The following is a 17,758-nucleotide window of genomic DNA, read 5'->3' on the forward strand; positions in this document are numbered from 1 at the left end:
GTAGCGCGGATCGTAGTAGCTCGCCCCCACTCGCCGCGACGCCGCCTAGCCCTTTAGCACGTCGGTGATTGAGTGCGCCAGCCGATCGACGTTCTGCGGCGTGATGCCGGCCACGTTGATCCGGCCGGAGCCGACGATGTAGATCGCGTAGTCGTGCTTCAGCCGCTCGACCTGCTCGGGGGTCAGGCCGCTGAACGAGAACATGCCGCGCTGCTGCTGGATAAACGAGTGGTCGCCGGGCGCGCCGTGCTCGGCCAGCTTCTCCACCAGCAGCTTCCGCATGCCGTTGATGCGGTCGCGCATCTCGGCGACCTCGCCGTCCCACTGCTGGCGTAGCTTGTGGTCGGTCAGGATGGTCACCACCAGCTCGGCGCCGTGCGACGGCGGGTTGGAGTAGTTGCTGCGGATCGCCCGCTTCACCTGGCTGCCGACCCGCAGCGCGGAGTCCTGGTCGGCGGTGACGAAGGTCGCCGCGCCGACGCGCTCGCGGTACAAGCCGAAGTTCTTGGAGAACGAGCTGCACACGATCAGCTCCTCCCCGGGGCGGCAGAACGCCTGCAGGCCGGCGGCATCCTCCTGGATCCCCTCGCCGAAGCCCTGGTAGGCGAAGTCGATCAGCGGCATCGCGCCCATGCTGCGTAGCGTCTCGGCGATCTGCTTCCACTGCTCGGGCGTGGGGTCGATGCCGGTCGGGTTGTGGCAGCAGCCGTGCAGCAGCACCACATCGCCCGAGGGGATCTTCTTCAGGTCGGCGATCATCTTGTCGAACGCCAGGCCGTTGGCCGCCTTGTCGAAGTAGGAGTAGATCTTGGTCGGCACGCCGGCGGCGGCGAACACGGCCGGGTGGTTGGCCCAGGTGGGCTGCGACAGCCAGACCGTGGCGTCCTCGAAGTTCTGCTTGAGGAAGTCGGCGGTGACGCGCAGCGCGCCGGTGCCGCCCGGCGTGTGGGCCGTGACCGCGCGGCGCGAGCGGACGATCTCGTCCTCCACGCCGAACATCAGCTTCTGCACCGCCTCGCCGTACTCGGCCGAGCCGGTGATCGGCAGGTAAGACTTCGAGGCCAGGTCCTTGGCGAGCCGCGACGCCGCCTCGCGCACCGTGCCCAGCACCGGCGTCTTGCCGCTCGCGTCCTGATACACGCCCACGCCCAGGTTGATTTTGTCCGGGTTGGGGTCCGCTTTGTAGGCGTCGGTCAGGCCGAGGATGGCGTCGGGCGGGGCGGCGGAAACGGACTCGAACATCGCTTGCGGGCTTTCGTCAGAAGGATCAGCCATGGCATGGGAAGGGTCTGTCGCGCCGGTGCGCGCCGTGTCGCGCTTCTCGGCGCTCGTTGACGCGGCGCCGGGGCGCTTTGACAATAATAGATCCGAACCAAGCGTTCTCCAAGCCGCGGGCGACGCCCCGCCCCTGCCCCCACGCCAACCACCGAGCCCCCATGCCCCCTCAAGCCGGGCCCCAACCCGAGGACCCCGCGAGCGATCGCACAGCACGCACCGGATTCTGGCTGGTGGGCGCCCGCGGCGGCGTGGCGACCACCGCCGCGGTCGGCTGGTCGGCGCTGACGCGCGGCCTCATCGGCACGACCGGGCTGGTGACCGAGCTGCCGGCCCTGGCGGGCGCGGGGCTGAAGGACTGGGACCAGTTTGTGCTGGGCGGCTGCGAGCTGCGGCCCGGCCGGCTCCGCGACAGCGCCGCCGAGGCCGGCATCCCGCCCGCGCTGATCGAGGCCTGCGCCGCCGACCTCGACGCCATCGACGCGCGGATTGCGCCGGGGGTCGTGCACAACAGCGGCCCCGCCATCGATGAGCTGGCCGACGAGCAGGCCGACGGGGGCCTCGCCCGCCGCTTCCCCACGCCCCGCGCCGCGGTCGACGCCATCCGCGCCGACCTCGATCGATTCCGCGAGCAGCAGCGGCTGGAGCGCGTGGTGGTGGTCGTGACCGCGTCGACCGAGCCGCCCACCGACGAGCCGTCGCTGCCGCCCACCTGGGACGAGCTTAACGCAACGCTCACATCGACCGACTGCCCGCTGCGGGCGGGGTCGCTGTACGCGATCGCGGCGATCGAGTCGGGCGCGGCGTTTGTAAATTTTACCCCCTCGTTGGGGGCCAGCTGCGCGGCGATCGACGACCTCGCGAAGCGTTCGGGCGTGTGCCACGCGGGGCGCGACGGCAAGACCGGCGAGACCCTCCTCAAGACGGTGCTCGCGCCGATGCTCGCCAGCCGCAACCTGGAAGTGATGAGCTGGGTCGGTCACAACATCCTGGGCAACGCGGACGGCCGCGTGCTGTCCTCTCCGGAGCACAAGTCGAGCAAGCTGGGGTGCAAGGACGCGGCGCTCCAATCGCTGCTCGGTTACAGCCCCCAGTCGCTGGTCTCGATCGAGTACGTGCCGAGCCTCGGGGAGCGAAAAACCGCCTGGAATCACGTGCATTTCCGCGGTTTCATGGGCGTCGAGATGACGCTGCAGCTGACCTGGCAGGGGCACGACTCGGCCCTCGCGGCGCCGCTGGTGTTGGACCTCGCGCGGCTGGTCGACGCGTCCGCCGGGCGCGGCGAGAGCGGCGCGCTCGGCGCGCTGGCGTGCTTCTTCAAGAGCCCCTGCGGCGCGCCCCTGGCGGGACACTCCGAGCAGTTCGCGGCGCTGCTCGCGCACTACGCGTGACGACTCTTGCTAACGCGGAAGCGCCGTTTCTAATGCTGCGGCGCCCAAGCGCCGATAAACTCTCGCTAAGGAACACGGAGGCCTCAACCATCCCCGCTTGGGGTTGTCGCCCCGTCCTCCTTTTTTGCCAATTCCACTTGACTTAATGAAGCATTAACTGCTTCAATGCGCGCAGCACTGGCCCGCGACGGAGTAATGCGGGCCGCTTCAACGCGTTGAAAAGTGAGACAGTCGTCCTCTCTCTTGTCTTGCGCCCGAGAGAGGGACAGTTAAACTCTTGAGGCGCTTTCAGGGAAGGAGCCATTCGCAATGGCAGCTAAGAAGAAGGTGGCCAAGAAGAAGACGGCCAAAAAGGCCGCTCCGAAGAAGTCGACCAAGAAGAAGGCGGCCACCAAGAAGAAGGCCGTGAAGAAGTCGACCAAGAAGAAGGCGACCAAGAAGGCCACCAAGAAGAAGGCCGCTAAGAAGTCGACCAAGAAGAAGGCGACCAAGAAGGCCACTAAGAAGAAGGCCGCCAAGAAGTCGCCTAAGAAGAAGGCCGCCAAGAAGACGACCAAGCGCAAGACCGCTAAGAAGAAGTAGTCGTCTCTCTCCCGCTCACCGAGCGGCGAGGCCCGCCCCCACGGGGCGCATGAAACAACGAATACAAAATCAGGCCGGGCGCCGTTGGCGCCCTGGCCTGTTTTTGTTGGCGCCCGCCAATTCCGGCCGCCGGCCGGGCGCCGTTGACCCAAACTACTAGCACTGCTAGGCTTACAGCGAATACACAGTCAAGAAAGCCAATCGCAGTGTGGCGCATCGCCCGGGCCAGGCCCCGGAAAGGTCCGCGTCACGCCCCCGTGACAACGACCAACCCTCCCGAGTCCCTATGCCAACCGACCCCTCCGCCCCCCAGGGCGACGGCGCCGCCAAACCCTCTTTCGACGACATCGACCTCTCGCCCACCATGCGGGAGTCCCTCCGCAAGGCCGGGTACGAGCACCCCAGCCCGGTGCAGTCCGGCGTGATCCCCGTGGCGCTCTCGGGGAAAGACGTGCTGGGCCAGGCCCGCACCGGCACCGGCAAGACCGCCTCGTTCGCGATCCCGATCCTGGAGCGGTTCGAGGAGAGCAAGTCGAAGAGCCCCTTCGCCATCGTGCTGGCGCCCACCCGCGAGCTCGCCGTGCAGGTCCGCGACGAGTTCGACAAGCTGGCCCACGGCCGCAAGATCCGCAGCGTGCCGCTGTACGGCGGCAAGCCGATCAAGACCCAGATCAACAAGCTGGAGCGCGGCGCCGACGTGGTGGTCGGCACCCCCGGGCGCGTGCTCGACCTGCTGGGCCGCGGCGCCCTCACGCTGGACGACGTGAAGATCGTTGTGCTGGACGAGGCCGACCGCATGCTCGACATCGGCTTCCGCCCCGACATCGAGAAGATCCTCCGCCGCTGCCCCAAGCAGCGTCAGACCCTGCTGCTGAGCGCCACGGTCGACCCCGCCATCGAGCGGCTCTCCAAGCGGTACATGATCGACCCCGTGACGCTCGACTTCTCGCCTAAGACCAAGGGCGTGGACACCATCGAGCAGTTCTACTTCACCGTGGACAACGCCCGGAAGTTCGACCTGCTGCAGAAGCTGCTGGACCGCGAGCAGCCGAAGCAGGCCATCGTGTTCTGCCGCACCAAGCGGATGGTCGACCGGCTGCACGTCAAGCTGTCGCGCAAGCGGCAGGGCGTGGCGTGCATGCACGGCGACATGGCCCAGAACGTCCGCGACCGGGTGATGAAGCAGTTCCGCGCGGAGGAGGTGAAGCTGCTGATCGCCACCGACGTGGTCGGCCGCGGCATCGACGTGTCGAGCATCTCGCACATCGTCAACTACGACATCCCCGAGTCCGCCGACGACTACGTGCACCGCGTCGGCCGCACCGGCCGCATGGGCCGCGAGGGCGTGGCGTTCACCTTCGTGAACAGCGAGCAGGGGTCTGAGCTGACCCGCATCGAGCAGCTCATCAACAAGCTGCTGACCCGCGACGAGATCGAGGGCTTCGAGACCGTCGAGTCGGTCGTGCCCAAGACCCAGCAGCCGGCCGTGCAGTTCTTCGGCATGGCGCCCCCCACCGGCTCCTCGCCCCCCACGCCGCGCCCCGCCGAGCCAGAGGCCGAGCCCGAAGCCGCCGGCGAGCAGGCCCCCAAGAAGGCGCCGCCCAAGAAAAAGAAGAAGCACCGCCGGGCGCTGTAGCGGGCGTTGCACCGCCGACCGATCAGCCGCGGGGCGTTTGCCCCCGGTTCTCGACGGACCCCCGGCGCGCAACGCTTGATTGAGCCGGCGTGCTACGCGGGTGCCGGGGGCGCTCCCGACAGGGAAGCCCCCGCTGCCTTGGGCGCGTGTCACTCGGCGCGACGAGGGCTTCCGCTGACGCGGAGCGCCCCCGGCACCCGCCACCCGGGCAACCCGGCCACGATAGGAAGCGCCTGCTAGGCGGGCACGCCCAGCCGCTTTACTGGCGTGGGTCCGGCGGGCTGCTCGGCCACGGCCGGCAGCTTGAGGATGAAGGCCGCGCCGCGGCCGACCGAGCTCTCCACGCGGATCCGGCCGCCGTGGTTCTCGATGATCTCCTTGCAGGCCGACAGCCCCACACCCGCCCCGCCCTTGCCGCTTGCGTCGGGGCCGGCCTTGGTGCTGAACCGGCGGTCGAAGATCTTCAGCAGGTGCTCCGGGGCGATGCCGGGCCCGTTGTCGCGGACCGTGAGGTCGACCGTGCCGCTCTCGGCGTCCTCGGCCACGCGGATCAGGATCCGCCCCCCCTGCACCATCGCCTGCCGGGCGTTGGTCAGCAGGTTGATCAGCACCTGCTGGATCTGGGCGCCGACCACCATCGCGCGGCGGTCGGTCTGGTAGTCGGTCTCGACCTGCACGCGGTACTTGCCGAGCTCGCGCTCCAGGAGGACGAGCGTCTCGCCGGCCAGGTCGGCCAGGTTGGTGGGCGCCGCGCTGGCGCCCCGGTTGCGCGCCATGCCCAGCACGCTGTTGGTGATCTTCTCCGCGCGGGTGCCGGCGCTGAGGATCTTCTCCAGCGCCCGGGTGCGGGTGGCGTCGTCCGTGTGCCGCAGGCCCATCTTCGCGTAGTTGAGGATGGTGGTCAGCAGGTTGTTGAACTCGTGCGTGGTGGTGCTGGCCAGCTCGCCGATGGCGGCCATCTTCTGCGCCTCGAGCAGCTCGGCCTTCAGTTCGGCGAGCTGCTGCTGGAGGTCGCTCTGCTGCGCTGCCGAACCGGTCTGCATCGTGGACTCCGCCTGCCAGGAACGAGGACCGTCGGTCGGCAAGGTCGCCGCAGCTTGCCGCGGCCGGCTGCCTTGCCGATCCGAATCCTCTTAACTTGTTGCCGTTTAACCGCTTAACGCCCCCGTAGGGCTATCGTCGATTCGCCGTGGGCAACCTTAGAGCGAGCGATTAGAATCCGCGCGGCCCCCGCCGGGCCGCCTGAACGTGTAAGGGCCACGGCCGCCGTGGCGATCCGCGAAGGCTGTAACGATTACCCCCCAGGGCCCGCTAGCATGCACGCCGTAGAGCTCCGCAACCACGCGATCCGGGCGGCCGCCGGCCTGGGCATCGAGGTCCGCGAGGACTGGTTCGACGGCCGCGGCGGCGGCCTGTGCCAGCTGCGCGGCCGCCAGCAGCTGTACCTCGACCTGGCGCAAACCACCGACGAGCAGCTCGGCGTGCTGTTGGACGCGCTCCGCGGCCAACCAGGCATCGAGAGCGTCGACCTGCCGGACGAGCTGCGCCAGCGGCTGGCGGTGTGAGGCCAGCGGCGCGAATGGGTCTCTGAGAAACCGCCGTCCTACCTGCCTACGTAGCCTCGCGTAGCTGCAGTGAACCTTGATCTCGCCTGCGTGTCCGGAGATGCAGTACCCCGCAGGGAGCACTCTATGGACTCGAAGAGGAGAGCTATTCTTGACCGCATCGCGCATCTTGAAGTCGCGATAACGAATGCACGGGAGTATCTCGAGACCGGCGAGCACGCCCATTGGCATGGATTCCGCCCGCTGTTCGACTCCAAGACTCGAAACAGCCGTACGCTTCCTCCCCACATAGATTGGGTGAAGAACGTGTTTCTTACTCGGCAAGAGCAAGCCCTGAAAGCGGCGTACGACAAACTGGAACGCCTGCGATAGCCATGCAGCGCCGAACTATGAGGGGCGTCTCACCGCCAAACCGGCCCCCAACTCTCGCAAGCGTGCTGACGGGAGCGTCACTGGCGCCCGTTCTAGCGAATGCCTGGGTGCGCAGCGTCGTCGCCTGGCTTGTGCGGTAGAATGGACGCCGATATCAAACCCGATCCCTGACTGAATGACGGCGCCTTACTTCGAAGCAAACCAATGTGCCGGTACGCCACCACCAACTACAAGTCGCATTTCGCCTGCTTCGACTGCCGGAAGGCGTTCAAGAAGACGTCGATCGCCGACTGGACCAGGCGGAGAGGCCTCGACGACGCGTTCCGTCGCTTCCAAATGACGCGTGGCAGAGAGCATTTAACGAAGTTGGAAGCGCAGCTGGGAACGACGCTCCAAGGCATCTTCGACGCCTACCTGGCAGATGTCTCGAAGTGCCCACAATGCGACCGCCGGATGGCCGCGATGGGGCTCGACTTCAAGGCGCCCAGGATGAACGACGTCGAAGCGTGGGAGATCGTCCAAGCTCTCTACGACCACGGTTTCGCCTTCCAGGGGTGCGGGTGTGACGTGGGATACGCGCCACCCGAGAAGCGTAGCGGACTAGAAGACTTCTTTCGTGAGCACGAGCGGGAATCGGATGGCCTCCGCTTGCTCGCCAGGTTTAGGTCAGCAAGAAAGTAGGCGTTCAATCGCCGAGGCGCACGCGGCGCCCTGCGTACCACTCCCTTTGGCCGGCTGCTGTAAATGCATCGCCGAACGAGCAACCCAAGGTAGCGTCAACGGTATGGGGGTAGCCCAGGCTCTCACGTGTGCGTTGGCATCCAAAGACGTACCGCTGATGCAGGCCCTTCTGGTCAATCAACAGGCGCCACGAGCACGGGATGCGGTGACCGCCTCACGAAATCATGGATCTCGTTCCGGGAGTCGTGGTCGTGGCGCACCAGGCCTAGCGCCATCAGCGCGGGGTGCGTTTCGGGGTGCTCGGGCGTGATCGGCTGCTCGTCGGCCTCGTAGCGGATGATCAAGTCGTAGGAAAACCCGTGCTCGCGGGACGCCCGTTGAAGACCCGAGTGCAGCCGGGCGTAGGTGCGGGCCAATGCGTCTTCCAGGTCCGCCGGGTTGAACTCCGCGTCGGGCTGCAGCGAGTTCATGATCTCCCGGAAGTTCTTGAACGTGCTCTGCTCGACCAGCAGCAGCAGCTCCAACCGACCGCTCGGCTGGACGAGGCCCGCGGCCCAGCGGGCCGTTTCGTTGGCCGCCGCGTTCTCGCGTGTCAGGATGATACGGACGTGGTTGGAAGGGTCCCGCCCCACGGCGTCGGGGCGTCGAATAAAGATCGTGGGGACCTTGGACCGCGCCGCCACCACCTCCATGACGGTCCCCGCGCTGTCCTCTCCCAGCGACTCGAAGTCCCGCCGGTACGGGCACGGCAGCATCAAGAGGTCGGCGCCGAAGGACTCGGCGGCGGCGAGGATCTGGTCGTAGTCGTCTTCAAGAGAGGCGTCCGCCTCGACGACCGTTGCGTCCATTTCGACGCGCTGCTCTGTGGTCGATGGCGCCCCGTCCCCGAGATCCAGGCGCCCGATCTCGCAAGCCAGGCGGTCCTGCAGCTGCTTGGCGAACAGCGTGAGGGCGTGGTCCTGCGTGGAGCCGTCGGTGGCCACCAAGACTCTCTTGGGCCGTCGCGGTGCGATCTCGATCCCGGCGCCCACGTCCGCTCGCTCGAACAGGTCCATCGACTCGCTGAGCTCGCTGTCGACGTGCCGCTGCGTTGGGTCTGGCATTGGTGTTGCTCCCGGGCTCTCGTTCGTTGTTCTCTAAGTCCCGCTCGGCGTGCGAGAAATCACGCCGCCGCGGTTGGCTTCCGGCAATGGGCTCACGCCGGTGCATGACATCGGCGCCGCAAAGTTGTTATCCCGGCAGACTGGGGATCCACCCCATCGCGTCCAAGGCTAGCAAGTACGCGATCGCCCCGGCAATCTGGACGACCATGATCGTCCCGCCGAGTCGGATAAACTCTCCCCACGATACGGTCTCGTGGACTTCTTTCTTCAGGGTGTACAGCGCTATCACACACGATATCGACCCGATCGGCGTGCCGTTCCCGCCGAGGTTGCAGCCGAGGATCGTGCCCCACCACAACGGCTCGGCGGCGACATCGCCGCCGCCGATCTGATTCACCACGGGGATGAGCGTGGCCGCGACGGGGATGTTGTCGACAATCGCCGAAGCAACCGCGGAGAACACCGTGAGCAACGCCACCAGCAACCCGGTATCGCCGTTCGACAGGGCGACAACCTGCTCGGCTAACCAGTTGAGCGAGCCGGTGGCCTTCACGCAGCCGATGATCAGGAACAGCCCTAGAAAGAAGAGGATGATCGTCCAGTTCACTTTGGCGATAGAGTCCTCGATCGTCTTGCCTGCAAAGAGTAACGCGGCCGTCCCGCCGGCAATGGCGACGAAGTCCATCCCCACCCCGAGCGGCTGCGCGAGCGCGAAGCCAATGACCGTCAGCACCAGGATGAGCGCGCTGCTGACCAACACCCTGCGGTCCTCCACCAGCGCCCAGGCGTCGAACTGCTCGATACGGCCCTGCAGGTCCGCCTGCTCGGCTGCGTTCTGCCTCCACGGCAGCGACCGCCGGAACGCGAATCGCAGCACCGCCAACGCCACCAGGAAGCTGATCAACGCGTAGGGCGCGGACACCATCAAGAACTGGACGTACGGGATGCCCGCCTGGGTGCCGATCATGATGTTCGGCAGCCCGCTGGCGAAAGTCACGACGGCGCCGCTGTTCGCGCAGATCGCGACCGACAGCAAGAAAGGCTTGGGGGGGTAGTCGAGCTTCCGGCAGATCACCAGCACCAGCGAGCTGAGGATGAGCATCGCCGGCACGATGGTGAGCACCGCGACAAACGCGAACGTCAACATGCACAGCGCGAAGTAGAGCGCCGAGGCCCGCCCACCGGTCGCCTTGACCATCAGGATGCTCAGGAAGTGGAACAAGCCGCTCCGCCCGGTGACGTCGACCAGGATCCCGGTCCCGATGATGACGCCGAAGATGTTGAGGTCGTGCGAGAGGATCTCGTAGGTGGCGTCGTAGTCGGGCAGCACGCCCAGCACCAACGCCAGCGGCACTAGCACAACAGCGCCCAGCAACGCCGCGACCGTCTTGTGGAAGCTGTCAATAGCGACGCCCACGTATGTGGCCAGCATCCCCAGCGCGAACAGAATCATCACCCACGCGGGCGAACGGGCGCCCGGCTCGGCGGCCGCTTCCGCTAGCAGCACGATTGCAGACAAATCCATCACTCCCCTTGGATCAGCAAAGGTATACGGTGCCGTGAGATCCCTCGCCCATCATCCTACGAACATCCGCCGTCCTCGTGCAGGTGGAGCCCTGCCACGCCTGCTATTGCCCACACACCCCCGTTCACATACCGTTGGCGGCGATCAATCGAAACGCTCCCCGGCTTGCAGGGCGAACCTCCATGAGACCCGCCAGTCTGTTGCGACGCTGGTTTCGGTTCCGCCTGCGAACCCTGCTCATCGCGGTGGCCGTGTTGGCGATCCCCTTCGGCTGGAGAGCGGAGCAGGCGCGGCGGGAAGCGGCCGCCATCGCCTGGGTCGAAGAACGTGGCGGCGAGATCAACTACGCGTACCGGCCCAGCGGTACGCTGCTGCAGAAGGCGGCCAGGGCGTGGTTTGGCGCCAAGAAGGTCGACCGCGTGTACCTGATGTACCAGGACGTAACCGACGTGGCGCCGCTCGCGCGCTTCCACGAGGCGACGCTGATCTCTCTGCAGAGCACGCCGGTGAGCGATGTCTCGCCCCTGGCCAGCCTGACCAACCTGCAGACGCTGGACCTCACCAACACCCAGGCGCCCGCGCAGCAGGTGGAGCGTCTGAAGGAGTCGATCCCCGGCTGCCGGATCAACTACCGCCCCCCCACCGAACTGAGCTACTGGGAGAGGATGGTCGAGGGCTGGCGGGTGTCGGTAAACCGCGAAGCACGCAATTAGGCCCGGCCACAACCGCGGGGTGGCCTGCCTGAACCGGCACCGGGCGCCACCTTTCAAGGCGCGATCCCGTCGATCACCAAGAATGCGAACGCCCTCGCGGCGTGTCATTGGGCGCCGAGTCTGAGGCGGGACTTGCGGGCGTCGATCCCGCGGAGGTGGCCTGAACCGACGCAACGCTGCCCCGGCGCCACGACGCCGAATCTGGTCCACCCGCTGTTTATTAGCGGAATCAGAACGTCGCTATGGCTGGTGTGAATTTCGGTGGTGTGGATGCAAGCCGGTCTAGCAGTAGACGCCATCCTGGTGCGGACACCGCCTAACGGGAACCACGACTGGCACGGAAGGCCCGCCTTAACGAAGAATTCACGGAACAATGACCCAATCTTAACGATCGGTCGTTACCACTGCCGGATCGATGTGAGAGGGCTGGATTCTTGTTAGTTAAGGGAAACGATGGTTCGACTGTCGCTTGTTCTTCTGCTCGCCTGCTTCAGCACTGCCTACGGTCAACGATTCGGCGGAATCGAGATTGGCGCCAAGGGCGTCAAATGGGTGGCGATCGATCTTGAGCTCGGAGACGCCAGGAACCCCGTAACGATCGTGGATTCCGGGGACGAGAACACCACGCTGTCGGCGCTTGAAGGGCCGTCCTTCAATCTGGATGCGCTCGGCGACACCATTCAAACGGTTGGTGGCTTCTACCGGCGCCTCCACGAAGAGCTCCAGGTTCCGGAGCACCAGATCTTCATCGTGGTCAGCAGCGGGCTGCCGAAGGCGGAGAACCTGCAGGCGTTGAAGGATGGGGTCGCCGAGTTCACCAAGCACTCGCTGGATGTCCTTTCGGTTGAGGAGGAGGTTCGGCTAGGCATCTGCGGGCTCTGCCTGCAGGAGCAAGATCGACTCGGTGAGGCGTTGGTCATCGATGTCGGAAGCGGCAACACCAAAGGCGGATACCTCGTGCCGGCCGCTTTCAAGAAACGTGAAGCGATCACCACGTTCCATCTTCCTGGCACCGTCACGTTGACGACGGCCGTAGAAACCATCGCCGCGGATCGTCACGTCGATTTCTGCCAAGCGAGTCTTGAAGCACGCCACAGCGTCCTTAAGCCAGACATCGATCGCCAGCTGCAACGGCATGAGGATCTCGAGTCGCGTCGACTGGTCTACATGAACGGTGGCGTTGTTTGGGCGCTGTCGACGTTCCTGCATCCCGAGATGCTGGAGTACGCCAACGTGCCGCTTCGGTTGGACGAGCTGCACCAGATACGTGATGCGCTAAGGAAAGCGAATGGCGAGTACCCAACTGTCGACGCTTCTCTTCTGAATGCCGCGGCTACCCAGGAAATCAGCATCGTCAAGAAAGTGTTCACGCCCGAGAACCTGATGGCTGGCAGTGAGATCCTGTGCACTCTCGGCGAGACCTTGGACTTCGAAGACCGCGCCGTCTACTTCGTAAGAAACGGAAGAGTCGCGTGGCTGCTAGGCTACGTATCCGCGAAAGGCCAAGAGTCTCAAGTGATTCAGTAGGAATCGTGCTGTCAGACAGGCATCAAACCTGTCCCAGCAGCCAGGCGCCCGCGTTTCTCGCGGTTAGTGACGAACCTCGTCCTCAGCACAAACCGCTGAACTCTGTTGCCCGCCCTCGCCTGCAGCCGGTACACTCGCTCCCTGTCTCTGCTCGTGCAGCGTCCCAGGAGGGCAAGCGATGAGAGGTGTTCCCAGGCTCAGGCGGCTGCTGCGGATCCGGCTCCGGTCGCTGTTGCTGCTGATGGCGGCAGCGAGCCTGCTGCTCTTCTACCCAATGAAGGCGGCCCGCGACCGGGCGCAGGCGCTGCGCACGATCCAGGAGCTCGGCGGGGACGTCTTGTTCGAGGAGCGCAGCCCCACCGACCGGCCGGTCCCGCGGTGGCTCACCGACTGGCTCGGGCAGGACTACTTCCGCCGGGCCCGCTGGATCGACCTGCTGGGGGAGAACTTCGACGACGAGAACATCGACCTGATCCGGCACTTCCCCGAGGCCCGCGTGTTCTGCAGCTACCACAGCCGGATCACCGACGCCGGGATGCGGCGGCTCGGGTCGATGCGGAACCTGCAGGAGGTCTACCTCGGCAACCTTTCGATTACCGACAAGGGGCTCGACAGCCTCACGCGGCTGCGGAAGCTGACGAAGGTGCAGGTCGACGCCTGCAGCCTGGACGTGACCAACGCCGGGAAAGAGGCCCTGGTCGACGCGCTGCCGCAGCTCAAGCCGAAGCGTGACTACATCGCAAGGTCGGGGTCGATCTACTTGCCGAACTGATGGTCCCCGACGTCAGCGACCGCGTGCGGGAACAGACTACTACGGGTTCGACTCGTAGCCCCCGGCTCTGCCGGGGGATAGCTCAGCCCACCGTTACGCGTCCACTTGTCAGGGCCGCACTGGCGTACGGGCTTTGCCCCCCCCGCGGAGCGGGGGGCTACGAGTCGATTGGTTCGCGGTGTGGGCGTGTGGGTCTCGACGGGCCAATGATGCATGGAGTTTGCTGCCGAAAGCGGGCTCCAGAATCCCGCCACTTCCTTGTAGAAACCGGCCACCCAGCGCGGTCCAATGGTAACGCTAAGGGATGCTGCGCAGAGCGTTTACCCGGGGCCGCGAGTTCTGTCACTATTGTCCCCTTGTGGCGCACCGGGTGGACAAAAGTCGTCCGTCGAGAGCCGTGAGGAAATCGCCACACACTGCTAGACAAGCGTGAAACGCGTCTGAGAGCTCGAAGTGGGGGCCGACTTTTGTCCCTAAGGATCGATAGCGCCAAACGGGACAAAAGTCGGCGGCAGTCGGCGGCCCCTGCCTTCGGGGGCTTCCGCTACGCGGAGCGCCCCCGGCACACATTCCGATAGTTCGGGCGCGTTAGCCGAGGTACAGCCGGCGGAGCTCGGCCAGGGCTTCGGCGGCCGGTTTGATGGCGCCGTGGTGGTCGATCAGGCCGCCGTGGGGCAGCTCGTGGGGGCGGTCGTCGCGGAGCTGGTTCCACAGCACCACCTGCACGCAGTTCTTGGCCAGCAGCACCGGCAGCACGCTGCGGACCCACTCGGCCTGCGAGTCGGGGCTGGGGTGCGCCGCGCCGCCGGGGCCGGCGTCGACCTCCAGCGGCTTGCCCTTGCCGGTGGCCAGCTTGTCGGGCCCGCCGGAGCTGGGCACGGTGAGCATCACCAGCAGCGGCAGCTCCAGCCGCAGGCTCCAGTTGTCCAGCAGCTGGCTGTAGGCGAGCGGGCTGCGGGGGGTGGCGCCGTCGGGCAGGTAGCCGACGTTCAGCTCGACGCCGAACCCGGCGATGCCGAGGTCGGCCCGCTCGAGCGCGTCGGCGAACTCGATGGCGGCCAGGTCGCCGGACTCGGTGGCGAGCGACTCGCCCCACGGCTGGTCGAAGCAGACCGTGACCGGCGTGCCGGGGTCGAGCTCGCGCACGCGACGCACCGCCTGCGCGACGAGCTGCAGGCGCTGCTCGTCGGTCAGGCCTAGCACGCGGCTGCGGTTCACCCGGCCGGCGACGTTCCACAGGTTCACGCGGCCGCGATAGCGTTTGACGCAGGCCTCGACGTGGGCCAGCATCAGCGAGCTGAGGGTGTCGGTCTCGCCCTCGAACAGGTAGGCCCACTCGGGCACGCGGGAGTCGCTGAACTCGAGCAGCGGCCCGAGGCTGACGCGGCGGCGGTTCTCCTGGGCCCACTTGACCGTGGCGTCCAGGTCGGCCCACTCGCGGCGCGACTCGGTGGGCTCGACGTCCTTCCAGCCGGAGGGCACGGCGATGATGCTGAACGGCTCGAGCTGCTCGCCGTAGCCGAGCCCCTTGCCGGGGTCGGGCGGCGCGCCCATGCGGATGCCCAGCAGCGTGGGCAGCCGCGCGCCGCCGGCGGTGCGGACGGCCAGCGCCTGGTCGGCGTACACCTCGGCCAGGCGGAGCGAGGCCTCGGCGCCGAGGGCGATCGCCTCGATCGCCTTGGCGACCGCCGCCGGCGGGTCGACCTGCATCACGGCGGCGCGGCTGAACGCGGTGGTGGCCTCGGCCAGCAGCGTGGTGAGGTCGTCCGGCGCGGTGAGCCCCAGCATCTGCCACGCGGCCATCTGGTTGCGGACGCGGAACACGATGCCGCGGGCCAGCTCGACCTCCAGCTGGTAGGGGCGCTCGCGCTCCATCAGCGTGGTGGTGCTGATCATCCAGGGGCCGTGGTCGTCGAGCACCCAGGGCACGCACAGCGCGCCGGAGGCGTCCTCGCGGCGTTCCACGTGCAGCACGCCGCCGGCCAGGTAAGAGCGCCCGTGGTACGGCAGGTCGTCCGGGCCGGCCAGGTAGACCCGCTTGAGATCGGCGTCCGCGATGCGTTCGGGGCAGCGGACGTTCAGGCGCATCAGCCCCATGGCGTCCCCCCACGGCGTGGCGCAGCGGCGGCGGCTCGCGGGGTCGTTGACCCCGAGGAAGGCGCGCCCAACTCGGATGCTTGTCGCGGGGGTTGATCCAGCGCGGCTGATTGCCGTCCCGGCGGCAGGTAGGGATGGATAGCCGGGATCGCCATGGACGCCTCAAAGATGCCAGTGACCGACGCCTGCCCCAACTGCGCGGCCCAGAGGATGTGGGACGTCCGCCTCGCACGCCCAAGATTCAATTCTATTGTGCGGCAACGACCGCAACAACCGCTGCCGCCGCTGGGCGGGCCGCGGTATACTCCGCAGCGAAAGCCCCCTGACCCCAACCGGCCCCGCCCCATGCCCGACGCGTGCCTGCTGACCTCCGAACTCCCGCACTGGCCGGTCCGCCGCGGCAAGGTCCGCGACGTGTACGACCTGGGCGACCGGGTGCTGCTGGTCGCGACCGACCGGATCAGCGCCTACGACTGGGTGCTGCCCACCGGCATCCCGGACAAGGGCCGCGTGCTGACCCAGACAAGCGTGTTCTGGTTCGACCGGGTCGGCATCCCGCACCACCTGATCACGGCCGACGTCGACCAGATGGACCTGCCGGCGGACGTCGACCGCCAACAGCTAGCAGGCCGGTCGATGCTGTGCCGCAAGTCGGAGGTCGTGCCGTTTGAGTGCGTGGTGCGCGGCTACCTGTCGGGCTCCGGATGGAAGGAGTACCAGCAGTCGGGGACCGTCTGCGGGGTAGCCCTACCCCCCGGACTGCGCGAGAGCGACAAGCTGCCCGAGCCGATCTTCACGCCCGCCACCAAGGCCGAAGAGGGGCACGACGAGAACGTGCCGTTCGAGCGGATGCAGGCCGAACTCGGCGCCGACCTGGCGGACGAGCTCCGCGCCAAGAGCCTGGAGATCTACACCCAGGGCGCCGAGCACGCCGCGACCCGTGGCATCATCATCGCCGACACCAAGTTCGAGTTCGGACAGCGCGACGGCCGGGTGATCCTGATCGACGAGGTCATGACGCCCGACTCCAGCCGCTTCTGGCCGGCCGACAAGTACGAACCGGGCCACGGCCAGCCGTCGTTCGACAAGCAGTACGTGCGCGACTGGCTCAGCTCCACCGACTGGGACAAGAACAGCGAGCCCCCCGAGCTGCCGCCCGACGTCGTGGCCGGCACGCGGGCGAAGTATGTTGAGGCTTACGAGCAGCTGACCGGTCGGCGGTTTGAGTAGCCCGGGGAGCTGCCTCAGTAGCCGATGGATTACATCCATCGGATGCCCCGGCGCGACGTCGCCATCATTGGAAGCCGTGTTGGTGGTTCTCCGACGGATGTAATCCGTCGGCTAGTGAGAACAATCTACTCGTAAATCCCTTGCTGCTGATTCCACTTCAAGCCGCCGTGCTTCGGCAGATAGGTCTCCATCAGGTGTTCAAAGTGGGTGCGGCTCTTGACCTGTCGGCGAGAGGCGTCCCGAGCGAGCCATCGTCGATGCTCAGTTGTATTGAGTTCTCGTTTGACCCTCCCTCGTAAGCTGTTTGAGACCAACATGCCGCTGCGTTCTCCTCGCCAGCTTGCCAGCACGTGAAAGTGTGATGGCTCGGTCGCTACCGCATGGATCTCACACGCGACGTACCTGGACGCATCGAGCAAACCGAGAATGATTAGCTGTTGCTGCAGAGTTGAAAAAGAAACCTCGCCGCGTTTCGCATTCGCGCGGTATTGATCAGCCATGGCTTCGTCTGGCGACAATACTCCTTCACCACGACGCACGTACCCTTGCGGCCGATCAGGCATCCAAGATCCGTACGCGTGGTAGGTGAGGAGGTAGCACGGCATAGCTGGTATTCTAGTTGGAGCCGTTGCGTTGCGAGCACAGCAACGCCCCTAGCCGATGGATTACATCCATCGGATGCACCGGCGCGACGTCACCATCAATGGAAGCCGTCTTGGTGGTCCTCCGACGGATGTAATCCGTCGGCTAGTGAGAACGGCGCCGGCTACTGCTGGCGTTTGAGGCTCTCTAGAAACGCCGGCCCCGCCCCCTTGAGCGTCACGCGGTGTGGGCTGGCTTGGGCGACGGTTGCCTGCCTCCCGGCCCAGTGGCGTGTGGCCCAGGAGAGCGCCGCGAACGCCCCGCCGATCATCAGGTAGCCCAGCATCACGATGCCCGGGCCGAAGTCCATCCATCCGGCGAGCGCCTGCCCAAGAATCGCCAGCACCGCCACCGCGACCGCGGCCGCCACCCACAGCAGCCGCTGGCGGAAGTGGTGGGCGTCGCACAAGTGCCACTCGACCGAGATGTTGACGATCCCCTCCAGCGACAACCACCCGGTCTTGCGCAGCGCCCGCCGCCGCGTGGCCGGCGCGTTGCACACCCAGCACCGCATCGGCAGCTCCGACCGGGGCGGCGTCACGACCAGCTGCCCATCGCTCCAGGCGTCCCACGCCGGCGCATCGCCGGGCTGCTCCTCGGCTTGAGGCGAAGCGTACGGGTTGGTGCTCTCTGGATCGGCCACCACA

17 protein-coding genes are annotated in these 17,758 nt (G+C 66.5%); 10 read left to right on the forward strand and 7 right to left on the reverse strand.

The features are described from left to right. Positions 1-45: 45 nt before the first annotated feature. A complete protein-coding gene (locus KOR34_RS23825; RefSeq protein WP_390620805.1) occupies positions 46-1,275 on the reverse strand; it encodes an amino acid aminotransferase in 1,230 nt (409 codons plus the stop codon). 161 nt (positions 1,276-1,436) lie between these two features. On the opposite strand from KOR34_RS23825, the gene KOR34_RS23830 reads away from it, so the two are divergent. The 3 genes from KOR34_RS23830 to KOR34_RS23840 all read left to right on the forward strand — a co-directional run bounded on the left by KOR34_RS23830 (position 1,437) and on the right by KOR34_RS23840 (position 4,884). Beyond that, positions 1,437-2,666, forward strand: coding sequence for an inositol-3-phosphate synthase (locus tag KOR34_RS23830; protein WP_146568642.1), 1,230 nt, complete (start codon positions 1,437-1,439; stop codon positions 2,664-2,666). 309 nt (positions 2,667-2,975) lie between these two features. Beyond that, positions 2,976-3,248 carry a hypothetical protein gene (locus tag KOR34_RS26940; RefSeq protein WP_197531703.1) on the forward strand — a complete coding sequence of 91 codons (273 nt, stop codon included), beginning with the start codon at positions 2,976-2,978 and terminating at the stop codon, positions 3,246-3,248. Positions 3,249-3,534: 286 nt separating this feature from the next. Continuing rightward, entirely contained in the window at positions 3,535-4,884 is a 1,350-nt protein-coding gene (locus KOR34_RS23840; protein WP_197531704.1) for a DEAD/DEAH box helicase, read from the forward strand. A gap of 236 nt (positions 4,885-5,120) precedes the next feature. On the opposite strand, the gene KOR34_RS23845 is transcribed toward KOR34_RS23840, so the two are convergent. Next, the gene (locus KOR34_RS23845) at positions 5,121-5,927 is read right to left on the reverse strand and encodes a sensor histidine kinase (RefSeq protein ID WP_146568643.1); all 807 of its coding nucleotides are present in this window, start codon (positions 5,925-5,927) and stop codon (positions 5,121-5,123) included. A 273-nt stretch (positions 5,928-6,200) separates the two neighbouring features. Between KOR34_RS23845 and KOR34_RS23850 the strand changes: the two genes are divergently transcribed. The 3 genes from KOR34_RS23850 to KOR34_RS23860 all read left to right on the forward strand — a co-directional run bounded on the left by KOR34_RS23850 (position 6,201) and on the right by KOR34_RS23860 (position 7,502). Beyond that, the gene (locus tag KOR34_RS23850; protein WP_146568644.1) at positions 6,201-6,449 is read left to right on the forward strand and encodes a hypothetical protein; all 249 of its coding nucleotides are present in this window, start codon (positions 6,201-6,203) and stop codon (positions 6,447-6,449) included. Positions 6,450-6,575: 126 nt separating this feature from the next. Further along, a complete protein-coding gene (locus KOR34_RS23855; protein ID WP_146568645.1) occupies positions 6,576-6,821 on the forward strand; it encodes a hypothetical protein in 246 nt (81 codons plus the stop codon). 204 nt (positions 6,822-7,025) lie between these two features. Next, positions 7,026-7,502 (forward strand): hypothetical protein, encoded by a 477-nt coding sequence (locus KOR34_RS23860; protein ID WP_146568646.1) that lies wholly within the window; start codon positions 7,026-7,028, stop codon positions 7,500-7,502. A 173-nt stretch (positions 7,503-7,675) separates the two neighbouring features. Here KOR34_RS23860 and KOR34_RS23865 read toward each other — a convergent pair whose 3' ends face one another. Next, a complete protein-coding gene (locus KOR34_RS23865) occupies positions 7,676-8,605 on the reverse strand; it encodes a universal stress protein (protein ID WP_146568647.1) in 930 nt (309 codons plus the stop codon). 127 nt (positions 8,606-8,732) lie between these two features. Then, positions 8,733-10,130, reverse strand: a complete 1,398-nt coding sequence (locus KOR34_RS23870) for an ArsB/NhaD family transporter (RefSeq protein WP_146568648.1) — start codon at positions 10,128-10,130, stop codon at positions 8,733-8,735. A gap of 182 nt (positions 10,131-10,312) precedes the next feature. Here KOR34_RS23870 and KOR34_RS23875 point away from each other — a divergent pair, with 182 nt between their 5' ends. The 3 genes from KOR34_RS23875 (at position 10,313) to KOR34_RS23885 (ending at position 13,142) form a co-directional block, all read left to right on the forward strand. Beyond that, complete coding sequence (locus tag KOR34_RS23875; RefSeq protein WP_146568649.1) at positions 10,313-10,843, forward strand: leucine-rich repeat domain-containing protein; 531 nt, start codon at positions 10,313-10,315, stop codon at positions 10,841-10,843. 453 nt (positions 10,844-11,296) lie between these two features. Beyond that, a complete protein-coding gene (locus KOR34_RS23880; protein ID WP_146568650.1) occupies positions 11,297-12,370 on the forward strand; it encodes a hypothetical protein in 1,074 nt (357 codons plus the stop codon). 178 nt (positions 12,371-12,548) lie between these two features. Beyond that, positions 12,549-13,142: a hypothetical protein gene (locus KOR34_RS23885; RefSeq protein ID WP_146568651.1), complete on the forward strand. Its 594-nt coding sequence runs from the start codon at positions 12,549-12,551 to the stop codon at positions 13,140-13,142. 588 nt (positions 13,143-13,730) lie between these two features. Here the strand turns inward: KOR34_RS23885 and KOR34_RS23890 are convergent. Further along, positions 13,731-15,239, reverse strand: coding sequence for an endo-1,4-beta-xylanase (locus KOR34_RS23890; protein ID WP_146568652.1), 1,509 nt, complete (start codon positions 15,237-15,239; stop codon positions 13,731-13,733). Positions 15,240-15,584: 345 nt separating this feature from the next. On the opposite strand from KOR34_RS23890, the gene KOR34_RS23895 reads away from it, so the two are divergent. Continuing rightward, positions 15,585-16,469 (forward strand): phosphoribosylaminoimidazolesuccinocarboxamide synthase, encoded by an 885-nt coding sequence (locus KOR34_RS23895; protein WP_146568653.1) that lies wholly within the window; start codon positions 15,585-15,587, stop codon positions 16,467-16,469. Between the two features lie 125 nt (positions 16,470-16,594). Here KOR34_RS23895 and KOR34_RS23900 read toward each other — a convergent pair whose 3' ends face one another. Further along, the gene (locus KOR34_RS23900) at positions 16,595-16,969 is read right to left on the reverse strand and encodes a hypothetical protein (protein WP_146568654.1); all 375 of its coding nucleotides are present in this window, start codon (positions 16,967-16,969) and stop codon (positions 16,595-16,597) included. 266 nt (positions 16,970-17,235) lie between these two features. After that, complete coding sequence (locus KOR34_RS23905) at positions 17,236-17,754, reverse strand: hypothetical protein (protein ID WP_146568655.1); 519 nt, start codon at positions 17,752-17,754, stop codon at positions 17,236-17,238. Between the last annotated feature and the right edge of the window lie 4 nt (positions 17,755-17,758).

Origin of the sequence: Posidoniimonas corsicana, assembly GCF_007859765.1 — a bacterium.
Classification (GTDB): Bacteria; Planctomycetota; Planctomycetia; order Pirellulales; family Lacipirellulaceae; genus Posidoniimonas; species Posidoniimonas corsicana.

Coding starts and splice junctions, on each gene's coding strand:
- KOR34_RS23825 (WP_390620805.1), bottom strand. CDS start 1,275: ATGGCTGATCCTTCTGACGAAAGCCCGCAAGCGATGTTCGAGTCCGTT.
- KOR34_RS23830 (WP_146568642.1), top strand. CDS start 1,437: ATGCCCCCTCAAGCCGGGCCCCAACCCGAGGACCCCGCGAGCGATCGC.
- KOR34_RS26940 (WP_197531703.1), top strand. CDS start 2,976: ATGGCAGCTAAGAAGAAGGTGGCCAAGAAGAAGACGGCCAAAAAGGCC.
- KOR34_RS23840 (WP_197531704.1), top strand. CDS start 3,535: ATGCCAACCGACCCCTCCGCCCCCCAGGGCGACGGCGCCGCCAAACCC.
- KOR34_RS23845 (WP_146568643.1), bottom strand. CDS start 5,927: ATGCAGACCGGTTCGGCAGCGCAGCAGAGCGACCTCCAGCAGCAGCTC.
- KOR34_RS23850 (WP_146568644.1), top strand. CDS start 6,201: ATGCACGCCGTAGAGCTCCGCAACCACGCGATCCGGGCGGCCGCCGGC.
- KOR34_RS23855 (WP_146568645.1), top strand. CDS start 6,576: ATGGACTCGAAGAGGAGAGCTATTCTTGACCGCATCGCGCATCTTGAA.
- KOR34_RS23860 (WP_146568646.1), top strand. CDS start 7,026: ATGTGCCGGTACGCCACCACCAACTACAAGTCGCATTTCGCCTGCTTC.
- KOR34_RS23865 (WP_146568647.1), bottom strand. CDS start 8,605: ATGCCAGACCCAACGCAGCGGCACGTCGACAGCGAGCTCAGCGAGTCG.
- KOR34_RS23870 (WP_146568648.1), bottom strand. CDS start 10,130: ATGGATTTGTCTGCAATCGTGCTGCTAGCGGAAGCGGCCGCCGAGCCG.
- KOR34_RS23875 (WP_146568649.1), top strand. CDS start 10,313: ATGAGACCCGCCAGTCTGTTGCGACGCTGGTTTCGGTTCCGCCTGCGA.
- KOR34_RS23880 (WP_146568650.1), top strand. CDS start 11,297: ATGGTTCGACTGTCGCTTGTTCTTCTGCTCGCCTGCTTCAGCACTGCC.
- KOR34_RS23885 (WP_146568651.1), top strand. CDS start 12,549: ATGAGAGGTGTTCCCAGGCTCAGGCGGCTGCTGCGGATCCGGCTCCGG.
- KOR34_RS23890 (WP_146568652.1), bottom strand. CDS start 15,239: ATGGGGCTGATGCGCCTGAACGTCCGCTGCCCCGAACGCATCGCGGAC.
- KOR34_RS23895 (WP_146568653.1), top strand. CDS start 15,585: ATGCCCGACGCGTGCCTGCTGACCTCCGAACTCCCGCACTGGCCGGTC.
- KOR34_RS23900 (WP_146568654.1), bottom strand. CDS start 16,969: ATGGCTGATCAATACCGCGCGAATGCGAAACGCGGCGAGGTTTCTTTT.